The organism is Chryseobacterium sp. GW823-FHT05E08 (genome assembly GCF_058795655.1).
In genome coordinates, this window is the sequence record NZ_JBXAHY010000008.1 from 54,901 (window position 1) to 70,280 (window position 15,380).

Genomic DNA, 15,380 nt, shown 5'->3' on the forward strand with positions numbered 1-15,380 from the left:
TATAAAAGTATAAATGACTTCAATACATTAATTAAAGAACCAATAATTGATTTTTCATTAAAAAACATACTATTTATAGTACAAATGCGTTATCTTCATAGTCAATTATTACAATGAAAACGCATCAAAATTTTTAACTAAGATTTAACTTTTAAAGTCTCTATTTTCGCAGATTTTACGAGCTTTTGGTCGCAATTTTGATATACTAACCCTGAAAAATTAAATTATTATGTCGGAAAAGATATTATGGATAGATGATGAAATAGATTTACTTAGACCTCATATTGTATTTTTAGAGAAAAAAGGTTACCACGTAACCCCTGTAAATAACGTAAATGAGGCATTAGAATTAATAGATTCGGAAAAATTTGCACTTACTTTAATAGATGAAAATATGCCTGGGATTTCTGGGCTTGAGGCTATTCCTATGATCAAACAAAGAGATAGCTCTTTGAAAATAGTGATGGTTACAAAAAGCGAAGAAGAACACATTATGGAGGAGGCCATTGGTTCTCAAATCGCAGATTATATTTTGAAGCCAGTAAATCCTAATCAGATCTTATTGTCATTAAAGAAAAATCTTCAGGAAGACAATCTTGTTGAGCAAAAGACAATTTTACAATATCAGCAGGAGTTCAGAAACCTTTCTATGGAACTTTCTTATTTAAGAACGTATCAGGATTGGGCAGAATATTACAAAAAAATCGTTAGTTGGGAGATTAAGTTTGATAAAGTTGCAGATAACGAGTTTGCAGATCTTTTACAGTCTCAAAAAGAAGAAGCTAACATTCAGTTTGCTAAATTTATTGAAAACAATTACGAAGATTGGTTGAATGGAAATGAAAAACCATTAATGAGCCACACTCTTTTCAAAGAAAAAATAAAACCGGAAGTAGAAAAAGAAAAAGTTCTTTTATTGATGGTTGATAATCTTCGCTACGATCAATGGAAAGTAATCGAACCTTTGTTCACTAAATATTACAATAAAGTTTCAGAAGATTATTATTACAGTATTCTTCCGACAGCTACACAATATGCGAGAAACTCTTTCTTTGCAGGTTTAATGCCTTCTGAGATCGAAAAACGTTTCCCTGAAAAATGGTTCAATGATAATGAAGATGGAAACAAAAATGAATTTGAGCGTGATTTCTTAGAAGATCAAATGAAAAGAATTGGTTTAGGTTCTAAATCAATGAAATATTTAAAAGTTTTGAATGCCGATTTTGAAAGAAAGATCTACGATGATTTCAATCAGCACAAAAACAATGATCTTTTGGTGATTGTTTATAACTTTATTGATATTCTTTCACACGCAAAAACAGATAATCATATTGTTGATCAGTTAATTCGTGATGACAAAACTTTCCGCTCTTTAACATCGAACTGGTTTGAAAATTCATCTTTAATAAAGATCATTAAGTTAGCTGCGGAAAGCGGTTACAAATTGGTCATTACAACCGACCACGGAACCGTTTATGTTAAAAAACCAAGTAAAGTTGTAGGTGACAGAGAAACATCTACTAACATCCGTTACAAAACAGGTAAAAGTTTAACTTACGACGACAGAGATGTGTGGGCGATCACAAGCCCTGAAAAATTATTTTTACCAAAAGGAAATTTAAGTTCTAAATATATTTTCGCTAAGAATAATATTTTCCTGGCTTATCCTAAAAATTATAATCACTTTGTGAATTATTATAAAGAAACCTACCAACATGGTGGAATATCATTAGAAGAATGTATTATTCCAATAAGTATTTTAGAGCCCAAGTAGTTTTTTTCATAGTTTATTTAACTTTGGGTAATAAGGGTGGCGGAAAAAATCAATTGATTTTTTCCGCTTCTTTTTTATATTTTTGAAACATGAGATTAATTACTTACAACGTAAACGGAATAAGAGCTGCTTTTACCAAAGATTTTCTTGGTTGGCTGAAAACAGCTGACCCGGATATTATCTGCATTCAGGAGAGTAAAGCAGGAAACGATCAAATAGACATCGAAAGCCTTGAAAAATTAGGTTATCATAGTTATTGGCATTCAGCCGTAAGAAAGGGCTACAGCGGTGTCGGAATCGCTTCAAAAATAAAACCCAATCATGTAGAATATGGCTGCGGTATTGAAAGTTATGATAATGAAGGAAGAATTATCCGTGCAGACTTTGATGGTTTCTCGGCAATTTCTGTATATGTCCCTTCTGCTTCGAATATTGAAAGGCTTGAATTTAAAATGCAATTTTGCCATGATTTTCTAGCTTACATTAAAGAATTAAAAAAGACTATTCCAAATCTTATTATTTCGGGGGATTTTAATATTTGTCATGAAGCGATTGATATCCACAATCCGGTTGGTTTAAAAAACACTTCAGGCTTCTTACCAATGGAAAGAGAATGGATGACCAGTTTCATCGAGGAGTGCGAATTGATAGACAGTTTCAGGTTTTTTAATAATGAACCCGACAATTACACTTGGTGGAGTTATAGACAGAATTCCAGAGCCAATAATAAAGGCTGGAGGTTGGATTACAACTTTGCATCCTATTCATTAAAAGAAAAGCTATCCAGAGCTGTTATTTTGAAGGAAGCAGTGCATTCGGATCACTGCCCTGCTTTAATAGAAGTTAATATTTAAAAAAATAAAAGCCAGCTTATTCAGCTGGCTTTGCAATTTAATCATAAATGTTAATCGACAATTTCATATTCCACCGGAATCGTACCGTGACCGGTATCTCCGATTTCATCGAACGCGGCTCTAGACATATCTAGCGCTCTTGATGAATGGAAAGGTCCTCTATCATTAATCTTCACTATTACCTCTTTTCCATTGTTCAGATTGGTTACTTTAATAGTTGTACCAAAAGGAAGCGTTCTGTTGGCTGCAGTAAGCTTTGAATTATCAAAGATTTCTCCGCTGGCCGTTTTTCTACCGTTAAATTTATCGTGGTAGTACGATGCATAACTTGTTTTCTTCGCATCTGTGGCATTATTCTTGAAAGAATAAACACCAAAGGTTGAAATCATCATTATGATTACGAGAATGAATCTTTTCATCATCTTGAAATTTTATTGGTTTTGACTCAGCAAAAGTATCATGAATATGGTAAAGTCCACAGTCGAAATGTTAAAAATTGTTAACAAAAACCTAATTCTATCACAACGACCCTTGTAACTCCCTATTAATAGGCTTCTTAGAGTACATTGTTAAAAAGTGTTAAAAATAGCATTAAAAAGTTAACGAAATTAACTAATTAAAGCATAATTTAAAAAAACACAAAATAAAACTTACTGAAAATCAATATCTTAAAATTTTTAACAAATTTTGCTAAATCTAAATTAATTACTTTGAATAAAAACTCATATAGCTTTATTTAAAGTATAAAACATTTTTTAATTAATTCTATTCTATAAATTAATATAAACTCTAAGTAATAAGAATATAGAAAAAACAGCATAATAAATAATGCTAAATTTTATTTAAAGAAAATAAAACTTCGAATCAATTAAATGAGAAATTAAAAAACAAAAAAACCAATGAGAAATCTCATTGGTTTTATATTTAGAATGTAGTTATACCTTATTTAGTATATTCTACAACATAATCATATGTTCCAGCAGGATAAACTACAGACATACTTGGAGAACCTGTAATAAGGTTACCAGTAGCAATGTCATAAGAATATACTCCATTAGCATAAACATTTCCAGTACCAGCTTGAAAAACAGTTACTCTGTAAACACCAGCTGTTGCAGTAGCAGGAATTGTAATTGCTCCACTAGGATAAGATGTAGGTGCAGTAGAAGTTCCACTTGTTACAAAAGTACCTTTTCTACCGTAGATCTGAGCATTGTTTACTAATCTGTTAGTAATAGTTTCAGTAGTTAAGATATTTTCTTTACCACCACCACCTACGATAGGTCTCCAAACACCACCGTTAGTAGTTCCACTTTTATTGTCATAATACCAGAAACCAGCAAAAAGAGGTTCTGAAATCGTTCCAACAGCAGGAGCACCAGTTGTTGCAGTGTTGTAAACGATCATACCGTCAAACCTATTAGGGTTATTACCAGCATTAAATAAAGTACCTTGGTTTGCCAAAGTTAATTGAGTAATATCTGCTCTAGGGAAAATAAGTCCTTTACCTAAACTAGCGTTATTAATAGTCGCAGTTAGTGAAGCATCTAAGAACGCTGAAGAAGCGGGAATACTTCCGTCAGCAAATGTTTGATTTCCTTTAAGTTGGGCTGAAACAGTATTTCCAATTGAAGAAATAATCAAAGCTACAGCGATATATTTTAAATTTTTCATCTCTAAATTAATTTAATTAAATTATTGTAAATTGATTATTGACCTCCAGTAGCATACCAGTTAGTACCATCTGTAATAAGTTCAGTCCCAAATTGTTGTAATGAAGAAAGAGTTACCGTCTTATAGTTAGTATTTAAATTCGTCAAATTGTGGCTCAAGATATCTACAGATACAAGAGTTAATTTTTTTCCGATCATACTTGCATTAGGAGTTGGTAATAGGATTTGTCCAGCAACACCACCTGCGAATAAAACTACATTTCCTAAATCACTTGCTAAAATTTGCATACTTGCAGATCCCGCAACAGTTCTATAAGTAACAGGAGCAGCAGCAGCACCACCAGCTCCTACAGTTTTCCAAACATTGTTACCTGTAGTACCATCATAGTAATAGAATCCAGTAGCAGTAACATTCACTGTTTTAGGAGTAGTAGCACCGTCCACAGCAGTTACAAATACAAGAGCTCCATTCTGAGCACTAGGTGTTGCAGTACCGTCAGCATAAGCAGTATTTTTTGCTGCTAACTGATCTTCTGTCATACGAGGGACTAATAGCGCATCAGGTCTTGTAGCGTCAGCTGTGTTTGCTGTAACGTCTAAAGTAGCGGCAGGTGTAGTTGTGTTGATACCTACACGCCCCTGTTGAGCTTTAGTAAGCGCTGTCATGCTAACAAGAACAGTCGCTGTTAATAAAATTTTTTTCATAAGTTTTTAAAGATTTTAAATTACATTTTTCATCAATGATATTTATTCAAAATGGGACAACTCATCCCAACTTGTGCCTTAACAATTGAAAACCAAACAAATCATAAGAATAATATTCTCAAAAACTGTTCCATTTTCGATTTAGTTTTAAATATCTAACGTTCAGTAAATAGCATTATAAAAATCTATTCATACCGCAAAGTTAGTACTTTATTATTTAACTGCAATAGTCTGATATAAAAAGTTTTAAAAATTCATTTTAACAAAAACATAAAATACTGAAAATCAAATAACTAGCCATAATATTAAAATATAATAAAATGTGTTAATTTTTATTAATGCCTAAAATAAATTTACAGGTATGGCATTATCAATGAATTATATATTAAAAATTCACTAATAAATGAGATATTTTAAACTAATTCTCCATATAAGTCGAATTCTTCAGCAGAAGTGATTTTAACCTCTGCAAATTCGCCTATAGAGATATATGTATTCTCTGCAGAAACCAGCACTGTATTATCTACATCCGGAGAATCATATTCCGTTCTTCCAATAAAATAGTTTCCTTCTTTTCTATCAAATACACATTTGAAAACTTTTCCAATCTTCTCCTGATTCTTTTCCCAAGAAATTTGAGATTGTAATTCCATGATCTCTTCTACTCTCGCTTCTTTTACTTCCTGAGGAATATCATCTTCCAAAACATAAGCCGTAGTATTTTCTTCATGAGAATATGTGAAACAACCCAATCTATCAAACTTTTGTTCTCTTACCCACTCCTTCATTTCCTGGAATCTTTCTTCAGTTTCTCCGGGATATCCAACGATTAAAGTTGTTCTAATGGCCATATCAGGAACTTTCTCTCTGAATTTAGCAAGAAGTGCATCCGTCTTTTCGTGAGTAGTACCTCTCTTCATCGATTTCAACAAATCTGAATTGATGTGTTGAAGAGGAATATCTATATAATTACAAACCTTAGGTTCTTCTCTGATAATATCTAAAACATCTTCAGGAAAACCGCTTGGGAAAGCATAATGAAGACGAATCCATTCTACACCTTCTACTTTTACAAGTTCTTTTAATAAATCTCCAAGAGCACGTTTTTTATAGATATCTAAACCGTAATAGGTAAGATCCTGAGCTATTAAAATTAATTCTTTAGTTCCTTTTTTTGCTAATTTCTGAGCTTCAGAAACTAATTTCTCAATCGGCGTAGAAGTATGACCACCACGCATTAAAGGAATTGCACAAAAAGAACATGGTCTGTCGCAACCTTCGGATATTTTTAAATAAGCGTAATGTCTTGGAGTAGTTGTTAATCTCTCACCAACAAGCTCGTGCTTATAATCTGCACCTAAATGTTTCAATAAAATAGGAAGATCTCTCGTTCCAAAATATTGGTCTACATCAGGAATTTCTTTGATCAAGTCTGGTTTGTATCTTTCAGAAAGACAACCTGTAACAAAAACTTTTTCAACTTCACCTCTATTTTTAGCTTCTACATATTCTAGAATCGTATTGATAGATTCTTCCTTGGCATTATCTATAAATCCGCAAGTATTGATAACAACGATATCACCTTTGTCTTCATGCACCACTTCTTTTCCATTGGCTTTCAGCTGGCTCATCAACACTTCAGAGTCATATACATTCTTTGAACAGCCGAGTGTGACGATATTAATTTTCTTCTTACCTATGGATTTTGTACGCATCTTTTTGATTTTGAGTTTGCAAAGATACGAAATATTGAAGAGTATGAATTAAAAAAAAGAGAACCACTTTAATAAAGTGATTCTCAATATGCTATTTAAAAGTTTTTATCTTTAAAGCTTGGTGAATTTTGATCTTTCTCCGAAAGAATCATATCATTTGGATTAACTTTCCAATCAATATTAAGCTCAGGATCATTAAATTTTACGCTTCCTTCGGATTCTTTATTATAAAAATTATCACATTTATACGCAAACACAGCTGTCTCACTTATCACTGAAAATCCATGCCCGAATCCTCTTGGAATATATAACTGTAGTTTATTTTCTTCGGTAAGTTCTATTCCGAACCATTCTCCAAATGTTGGAGAATCTTCTCTCAAATCAACAGCTATATCCCAAACTTTACCTTCCAAACATGAAACCAGTTTAGCCTGAGCATGCTCTCCTTTCTGTAAGTGTAACCCTCTTAAAACTCCATAAGAAGATTTAGAAATATTATCCTGAACGAAATGCCCGTTCATTGAGGTTAGTTCTTCAAACTTCTTTTCATTAAATTTCTCAAAGAAGTAGCCTCTATCATCTTCAAAAATAGTAGGCTCTATTATATAACAATCCTTAAGTGGTGTTTCTTTTATTTTCATAGATTTAATTCTAAAGCGATTTTAAAGGTTATATTGTTTTTTTAAGCTCCATTTTAATCCCAAATAAATTCCACCAACCGGAATAAATATTATCGGGATAATAACCCAAATTGGAAGTTGCGAATTTATTAAAAACAAATTAATAATTAGTTGCACAAAAGTATAAACGAAGCTTATAGCCAAATGTGAAACTTTTTTTTCATTAGCAAACAATTGATAAAGGTGTCTTCTATGAGCTTCGAAAATGTTTTCTTTGAGTAATAATCTTTCGATTATAGTCAGTACGACTTCTATTCCATAGATTGATAATAATAAAATGTACTTATACTCTTGAGTTTTCATGATCAATAAAGTGATAAGACCAATTACCCAGAAACCAATTCCCATGCTTCCAACATCTCCTGCAAAACATTTTGCTTTTTTTCTGAAATTAAAAAATAAAAATACCAAAGAAGCTAAAATAGGATAAATTATAAAGTCATTATCTGTAAATGATATTATTTCTTTATTAATATAGAGTAAAGATGATAAAGTAACCAAACTATAAATTCCGGTCATTCCATTGATCCCGTCCATAAAATTATAGGCATTCAATGTTCCTATTATTAGAATAAATAATATGGGCCAAACCCAATAGGGCATCAAAGTAAAAGCTCCAGTGAAATAAAGCAGCAACATTACAGAAATCAAGTGAATAGAAAGTCTTACTCTACTTGTCAAAGTTTTTATATCATCTATAAAACTGACAGTACAAATTGCTAATAATCCTGCACCAAAAGACCAATAATTATCAATAACTGTATTCAAATTAAATGCACAAAAAATAATAAATGCAATAGGAAAAATAACTCCTCCACCTCTAAGAGTTATCTGAGAATGGGCACTTCTATGATTGGGTTTATCAATAATATTATATTTGTCGGCAATTCTGAAATAAACCAACATTGATATAAAAAGTAAAACTGTTACAATTACAAACTCCATAATTTATATTTGAAATTTTTCCATTACGTTTGAAAGACTCAATCCTAATTCTTTCTTTATTTTTTCATTAGAAAAAGTAAGAGAATCTGTAATTTTCTTTAATCTTAATGAATTAATAGGAGCCTTTTTTCCTAACATATCCCCAACAATTGCCATTGCCTTTGCAATAAAAAAAGGTATACTTGCAGGTGATTTTTTATTTAAAATTTCTGAAATTTTATCTGAGATTTCTTTAAAACTAGGATTCTTACTATCACAAACATTATAAATACCTCCACTTTTGCCAATAACTTTAGAAGTTATCTCTGCAAAATCTTCTACCCAAAATACACTTTTTTGGGCTTTGCCACCCGCAATATTAAAATATTTTCCAGATTTAATGGCATTTATCATATCTCCTAAATTCCCTGGAGGTTTTGGTCCTGCAATTAGAGAAGGTCTTAGAATAAATAATTTAACATTATTTTTCTTGCACCATTCCAAGAGAAATTTTTCAGCTAATATTTTACTTTTTGCATAAGGTGTATTTCCATCCAAAGGAAACTCTTCATTAATATTTTCTCCAAAATCCTTTCCATAGACAGCAACTGTACTAATGAAAATGAAAATTTCAGGGATATTTTTTTCTAAAGATCTGCATAGATTTTTTGTTCCTTCAAAATTAACATCAAAGAACCTTTTCTCTTCTTCTTGGTTTTGAGGAACAGAATGCGCCTTACCTGCAGCATGAAAAATGATATCAAATTTTTCTTGAAACAAAGGAATCTCTTCCGCAATATTATAAATATAATTCGTATTATGAGTTCCAAATGTCTTTACTTCAAAAAGCTTTTTTCTGAGTAGAGGAATAACATTTTTTCCTAAAAAACCATTAGCTCCTGTAAATAATACTTTCATTTAAATAGTTTGATAAAATTTATTTAAAATTATTTCCTCAGAAAAATCTTGTTCTGCCACTTTTCTGGCATTTTGTTTTTTAATATTTAAATCCAACACAGAATTATCATTAAATGAATTAAAAAAACTGATAAGTTCTTCTTTTTGATCTTGTTGAAAAGAATATCCTATATTTTTTTCTTTTACAAGCATATCTATTTCACTATTTTTTTCTCCTAAATACAAAATAGGCTTTCCTGCAGAGAGAATATTATATGTTTTTGAAGGAACTCCCAGTCCAAACATTCCTTCAGCCAGACTCACAAAAGCTATATCCCCTTTATTCAGAACAGAAAGTTGTTCTTCTCTTGAATAAGCATCACCAAAATAAACATTCTGCATTTTGTTTACCTCAACATATTCTTTCATTTTCTGCTTAACAGCACCTTCGCCTACAAAATAAAAAGCTAATTTAGTATTAGTAACATTTTTAATAATTTCTAATAATTCTAAAAGTCCCTGCACTCTACCGATATTTCCGGCATATTGAAAAACTACTTTATCTTTTAAAGAAGAGTCATTTTCAAAAACATCGTCTTTAGAAAGTGGGCGAATATTTTCTGTATCTCCCCAGTTTTCAATGATCTCAATCTTTGGATGATTTTTGAATCTTTGAGTTTTATTTTTGATTATTTCTTGCATATCTCTTCCCAAAACAATTAATTTATCTGCTTTAGAATATGCTTTATCAAAAATGCTTCTTAAAATTTTATATAAAAAAGAACTTTCAGATTTTATTATTCCAGCAGGTATTGTATTTTCAGGAAAAACATCATGTACTAATATGATTAATTCAATCTTTTTTAATCTTTTAAGAATTGAAATCAATAAAATCAACGGTGCAGGATTGGTAACTATAAAAACTTTCTCCCCTTTCTTTACATTTTTAAAGAGATAAAAAAAGATAGAAAGACTTAAAAAAATAAATCTTAAACTTCTGCTTATTAAACTGTCTTTATTTCCTGTAAATCCTTTAATTCTATGAACAAAAACATTAGAATTTAGAGTAAATGATTCACTTTTACTGTTCTTATCATACACAGGATCTCCACATACAACTTTTACTGAATACTTACCAGAAAGCTTATTGGCGATCTTGGTAAGAATAAAAGAAGTTGATGTTTCTTCAGGATAAAAAAGTTCGGTCGCAATCCAGAGATTTTTCATTATTTTTTACTCCAAACTACTCTGTTAATATAATCTGTATAACTTAAAATGATTCTTACTACTTTTTCAGAAACATTAGGCATAGAATAATCTGCTACAGGTCTGTAGTTTCTTTCTTTACCTACTTTTTGCTGCTGAAGTTGCGTTAGTCCCTGTAAAATTCTTTCCGGAGACATCCCTACCATCATTACAGATGCCTCTTCCATCGCTTCTGGTCTTTCGTGAGCATCTCTGATGTTAAGAGCTCTGAAATTTAAAATAGAAGATTCTTCAGAAATTGTTCCGGAATCTGATAGAACAGCATAACTTCTCATCTGAAGAGCATTATAATCATGGAAACCAAGTGGTTTTAAAAACTGAATTTCCGGTCTCATCTCTATCTGCTTCTTATCAATCATATTTCTTGTTCTAGGATGAGTAGAAACAATTATCGGATATCCAAATTTTTCAGCAATAGCATTAAGGCTTTCCATTAAACCATTAAAATTCTTTTCTGAATTAATATTTTCCTCTCTGTGAGATGAAACAACAAAATATTTTCCTTCTTCTAAATTCAATCTGCTTAAAACATCTGAACTTTCAATCTGAGGTAAATAATGATTTAAAACCTCAAACATAGGAGAACCTGTTTTAATAATCCTGTCAGCAGGAAGACCTTCTCTCAATAGATATTCTCTTGCAATATCAGAATACGTTAAATTGACATCTGAGGTATGATCTACAATTTTACGGTTAGTTTCCTCAGGAACTCTTTGATCGAAACATCTGTTTCCTGCTTCCATATGGAAAATAGGAATTTGTCTTTTCTTAGCCGGAATGGCACAAAGACAAGAATTGGTATCACCTAAAACAAGAAATGCATCAGGCTGTAGCTCTTCAAGAAGCGGATCTATTTTAATTAAAATATTTCCTACTGTTTCTGTAGCTGTTTTTCCTGCGGCTTCCAAAAAGTAATCAGGTTTACGCAAACCTAAATCTTCAAAAAAGATCTGATTAAGTTCATAATCATAATTTTGTCCTGTATGGACGATAATATGTTCTACAGCTTCAGAAGCATCTAAAGCTGTTAATACTCTTGATAATCTAATAATCTCCGGTCGCGTACCCACGACCGTCACTACTTTTAATTTCTTCATTTGTTAAATTTATATATCCTAAACCAATTATTGCAGCAGAAAAATACCAGAACTCAAAAGATGAATATAGACTCCCTGATGTCTGAGTTAAAACAAAATACTGCAAGAAAAAGAAAGCTAAAATACCACTCTCTTTATATTTATAAATATTTTTTAAAACTTTTATAAAACTCTGTACTACAAATTTAAAATAAATTATAAATAGAATCATACCCAAAATACCTGTTGACATTAAAATATCAACAAATAAATTGTGAGGATACATTCCATCTTCAAAAAGAACACGACCACCAAACCATGGATTGTTGGTAAATACATCAATTCCTTTATCTAGATAATAAGATCTTCCTGAAGCATTATTTTCAAAAATTGCAGCATTTATTCTTTTAAAAAAAACGATATTATCTCCTACTCCACTTTTATAAATAATAAAAAGTGATATGATAAATAAAACTAATGCAATGCCTGAATGGACCCAATATTTTTTATTATTTTTCAAAATAACGAATAGAAAAATAATCAGAAAAAATGCCAATATGGGACTTCTAGCTGCAGAAACAAACATTGGTATAAAGCCTAGCAATATTCCTATTAAATAAATTTTACTTTTTTCCTTTAGAAATAAATAACTGAATGAGCTCATTACAACCAAACTTAATCCGTAATAGCCTGTTATAATATAATATGCATTGAAAATACCATTTCTATTACCATTTTCTTTTCCTATAAAAAGAAAATTAACTGTTAAAATGACGAATAAAAATGAAAAAACTATTTTATAAAACTTTTTAAAATTAATTTTTGAATAATCTAAACTCAAAATAGCAATTACAGGCAAAGGAATTATTACCAATACATAATAGTTAAGAACATTGCGTAAAGCCGGGAGAACGTTAACATTGAAAGGAAAATTTTGTAATGTATAATATACTTTTATTATATAAAAAGAAAAAAATAATAGAAAAGAAAGAATTACAATTTTTCTTTCCTTTATTATCTCAAAATTTTTTATAATAAAAAATACTGATAACATAAACACAAACCCTCTTAATAAAAGGTTTGCAGCTAGTGATAGTTTCTTTAATTCGAAAGGATTAATGTCTGAAAGAATATAACCAAACAAAATAATAAAAAGAAAATAAGTTTCCTGATTATTAATAAGTGAGGATTTTAAACGATTTATTCTTTCCATCAAAACTATACTTCTACAAAATAGGTGTCTGAGTCTTCCGGATTAAAAGGTTCATTGATCCAAAAAATTGTGTATAATTCCTCTTCTCCGATATTTTTAATGTTATGGGTGTACCAAATCGGCATATCTACATAAGCTGGCTCATTACCATCCAAGTAGAAATCTAATATTTCATCGGTATCTATCTTTCTTAATTGTATTAAAGCCTTTCCTTTAATTACAGCAAATCTTTCTATTTTTCTTGTATGAAAATGATTTCCTCTGGTAATTCCTGGAACAGTTGTTGAAAAAGAACATTGCCCTCCAATTCCCAATCTTATTACTTCAACAAAAGCTCCTCTTGGATCTGTATGTTGTGTAAATTTTACAGGATAGTGGTTTTTAATCTCAAAATAACAACGAAAAGTATTGAAAAGATTAAGATCAAATTTTGTATTCAATTCAGGAATTTCCCCATTATCGAAATACAATTTTTTATAGTTTTCTAATTTATTAAGAACTTCAGAAACTTTATTAACTGAAGTATGGGGAACTTCATATAAATCTTTTGTTTCAGCAGTTTCTATTTGATCAATAATTTCCTGAACCAGCTCTCCTACATAAATAAGCTTCACCTCGCCATCATTATCAATCACAGGATTTTCACCATGTGTAAGTTTATGACAAAATGTAGCAACAAAGGAATTATAATTAGGCTTTCCGAAGGGTCCGAAAACATTTGGAATAATCATTCCGGTGAACTTTCCGCCAGATCTTTTTACCCAATCTGCAATAATTTCACGGCCTTCTTTTTTAGATTTTCCGTATAAATTATCTTTTTCTTCCTGTGAAGAAGATGAGAAAATAATATGAGCTTTAGAATTTGTGTTGTCTAAAGAAGCAACCAATTTTTTAACTAATTCAATATTATTATTGAAAATAACTTCGGGATCCGGATGACGGTTCATTGCTGCAAGATGTACAATTACATCACATTGCTTTACAAATTCATCCAATTTTACTGGATCATCAAAAAAAGATCTTTCAAAATCTACTTTTTTAAACTCCTCGGGTTTCAAACCTAAAGTATTGTATAAATGTGACCCGACAAAACCATTTTGTCCGGTAATTCCAATCTTTTTCATCACTTTAAATTTTCAAAATAATCTATAGGAAAGCGAAAATCATCATTTATCTCTCCTAAACAATAATCTGCCATCACCAATAATCTTGCACCTTTTTCTTTAGACTGAATTGCAGTTACATATCCTTTAGGAACATGCAGAACATTTAAATTTTCAAAAGAAAGTTCAAAATTTAAGATTTCAGAATTATTTGATGGGGTTTGCCAATTGTCTATTTTTATAAGTTTAATTGTAAAACTTCCTTGCAATGCCGAAAACCAACGTTGTTCTATTTGATGCCCGGTCCAACCTCTAACAAAATCTACATCTGCATTTTCAATACAGTACATTCTTTTAATTTCTGATAGATTGAAATCATTATTAAAAAAGAGACTTCCTCTTTCATCAGAATATTTCCCTCCTTCAATAATTTTGGGCATTTCCATAAAAATAAATTTTAGTCGGGATATTGCATTACATCTTCACCTAAAACTTCTTTTCTTATTAATGGAAGTTTTAATAGTAAATTTTTCATCCCTTCAACATCTTGCTGTTGTGTATTATGAGAGTGATAATCTTCAATTTTTGAAATATCTTGTACACCTTCAGAAAAATATTGAGCATAGTTCAAATCTCTGTTATCAGCAGGAATTCTATAAAAATCTCCCATATCTTCTGCCTTTAACATCTCTTCACGAGTACATAATGTCTCATATAGTTTTTCACCATGCCTTGTCCCAATAACTTTTATCGGATTATCAGCTTTAAACATTTCTTTCAATGCCTGAGCTAAATCTCCAATGGTCCCTGCCGGAGCTTTATTAACAAATAGATCACCCGGATTTCCGTGTTCAAAAGCAAATAATACTAAATCTACAGCTTCTTCTAATGACATTAAAAAACGTGTCATATTGGGATCTGTAATCGTAATTTCACTGCCAGCTTTAATTTGTTTAATAAACAATGGGATTACAGAACCTCTGGAAGCCATTACATTACCATATCTTGTAAGACAAACAACTGTTTCCTCCAAATTTCTTGAAGCGGCAACAGCTACTTTTTCCATCATTGCTTTAGAAATCCCCATTGCATTGATTGGATATGCGGCTTTATCTGTGCTTAGACATATTACTTTTTTCACTTTATTTCTTCCGGCTGCATCGATAACATTCTGTGTACCTTCAACATTAGTTTTCACAGCTTGCATAGGGAAAAACTCGCAAGACGGAACCTGCTTTAAGGCAGCAGCATGAAAGACATAATCTACGCCTCTCATTGCCGGTTCTACACTATTATAATCTCTTACATCTCCAATATAAAATTTCAATTTATCGCTTTTAAACTGATTTCTCATATCATCCTGCTTCTTCTCGTCACGAGAAAAAATACGGATTTCTTTAAAATGGTCTGTATCTATAAATTTTCTTAAAACAGCTGTTCCGAACGAACCGGTTCCTCCTGTTATAAGTAGTGTTTTATCTTTAATCTGCATATGCGTTT

At 31.0% G+C, this 15,380-nt stretch carries 15 protein-coding genes; 2 read left to right on the plus strand and 13 right to left on the minus strand.

What is annotated here, in order from left to right; translation table 11 throughout:
- The first annotated feature begins 229 nt into the window (after window positions 1-229).
- Window positions 230-1,774, plus strand: a complete 1,545-nt coding sequence (gene porX / locus AC1Q7L_RS20875; protein WP_410692311.1) for a T9SS response regulator signal transducer PorX — start codon at window positions 230-232, stop codon at window positions 1,772-1,774.
- 89 nt (window positions 1,775-1,863) lie between these two features.
- Window positions 1,864-2,628, plus strand: coding sequence for an exodeoxyribonuclease III (locus AC1Q7L_RS20880; protein ID WP_492307947.1), 765 nt, complete (start codon window positions 1,864-1,866; stop codon window positions 2,626-2,628).
- Window positions 2,629-2,678: 50 nt separating this feature from the next.
- Here AC1Q7L_RS20880 and AC1Q7L_RS20885 read toward each other — a convergent pair whose 3' ends face one another.
- The 13 genes from AC1Q7L_RS20885 to AC1Q7L_RS20945 form a co-directional block, all read right to left on the minus strand.
- Complete coding sequence (locus AC1Q7L_RS20885; protein ID WP_492307946.1) at window positions 2,679-3,050, minus strand: septal ring lytic transglycosylase RlpA family protein; 372 nt, start codon at window positions 3,048-3,050, stop codon at window positions 2,679-2,681.
- Window positions 3,051-3,570: 520 nt separating this feature from the next.
- Window positions 3,571-4,302 carry a phage tail-like protein gene (locus AC1Q7L_RS20890; protein WP_492307945.1) on the minus strand — a complete coding sequence of 244 codons (732 nt, stop codon included), beginning with the start codon at window positions 4,300-4,302 and terminating at the stop codon, window positions 3,571-3,573.
- A 35-nt stretch (window positions 4,303-4,337) separates the two neighbouring features.
- A complete protein-coding gene (locus AC1Q7L_RS20895) occupies window positions 4,338-5,006 on the minus strand; it encodes a phage tail-like protein (RefSeq protein WP_492307944.1) in 669 nt (222 codons plus the stop codon).
- A gap of 413 nt (window positions 5,007-5,419) precedes the next feature.
- Entirely contained in the window at window positions 5,420-6,721 is a 1,302-nt protein-coding gene (gene rimO / locus AC1Q7L_RS20900) for a 30S ribosomal protein S12 methylthiotransferase RimO (RefSeq protein ID WP_492307943.1), read from the minus strand.
- Between the two features lie 95 nt (window positions 6,722-6,816).
- A complete protein-coding gene (gene rfbC, locus AC1Q7L_RS20905; protein ID WP_492307942.1) occupies window positions 6,817-7,362 on the minus strand; it encodes a dTDP-4-dehydrorhamnose 3,5-epimerase in 546 nt (181 codons plus the stop codon).
- A 21-nt stretch (window positions 7,363-7,383) separates the two neighbouring features.
- Window positions 7,384-8,346, minus strand: a complete 963-nt coding sequence (locus AC1Q7L_RS20910; RefSeq protein ID WP_492307941.1) for an MraY family glycosyltransferase — start codon at window positions 8,344-8,346, stop codon at window positions 7,384-7,386.
- A gap of 3 nt (window positions 8,347-8,349) precedes the next feature.
- Window positions 8,350-9,243, minus strand: coding sequence for an NAD-dependent epimerase/dehydratase family protein (locus AC1Q7L_RS20915; RefSeq protein WP_492307940.1), 894 nt, complete (start codon window positions 9,241-9,243; stop codon window positions 8,350-8,352).
- A complete protein-coding gene (locus AC1Q7L_RS20920) occupies window positions 9,244-10,449 on the minus strand; it encodes a glycosyltransferase family 4 protein (protein ID WP_492307939.1) in 1,206 nt (401 codons plus the stop codon).
- A complete protein-coding gene (gene wecB, locus AC1Q7L_RS20925; protein ID WP_492307938.1) occupies window positions 10,449-11,585 on the minus strand; it encodes a non-hydrolyzing UDP-N-acetylglucosamine 2-epimerase in 1,137 nt (378 codons plus the stop codon). The genes AC1Q7L_RS20920 and wecB overlap by 1 nt, the downstream gene beginning before the upstream one ends.
- Complete coding sequence (locus AC1Q7L_RS20930) at window positions 11,533-12,777, minus strand: O-antigen ligase family protein (RefSeq protein WP_492307937.1); 1,245 nt, start codon at window positions 12,775-12,777, stop codon at window positions 11,533-11,535. The genes wecB and AC1Q7L_RS20930 overlap by 53 nt, the downstream gene beginning before the upstream one ends.
- 5 nt (window positions 12,778-12,782) lie before the next feature.
- A complete protein-coding gene (locus AC1Q7L_RS20935) occupies window positions 12,783-13,901 on the minus strand; it encodes a polysaccharide biosynthesis C-terminal domain-containing protein (RefSeq protein WP_492307936.1) in 1,119 nt (372 codons plus the stop codon).
- Window positions 13,901-14,326 (minus strand): WxcM-like domain-containing protein, encoded by a 426-nt coding sequence (locus AC1Q7L_RS20940; protein ID WP_492307935.1) that lies wholly within the window; start codon window positions 14,324-14,326, stop codon window positions 13,901-13,903. Before AC1Q7L_RS20940 ends, AC1Q7L_RS20935 begins: the two co-directional genes overlap by 1 nt.
- Window positions 14,327-14,337: 11 nt before the next feature.
- A complete protein-coding gene (locus AC1Q7L_RS20945) occupies window positions 14,338-15,372 on the minus strand; it encodes a polysaccharide biosynthesis protein (RefSeq protein ID WP_492307934.1) in 1,035 nt (344 codons plus the stop codon).
- Window positions 15,373-15,380 lie beyond the last annotated feature (8 nt).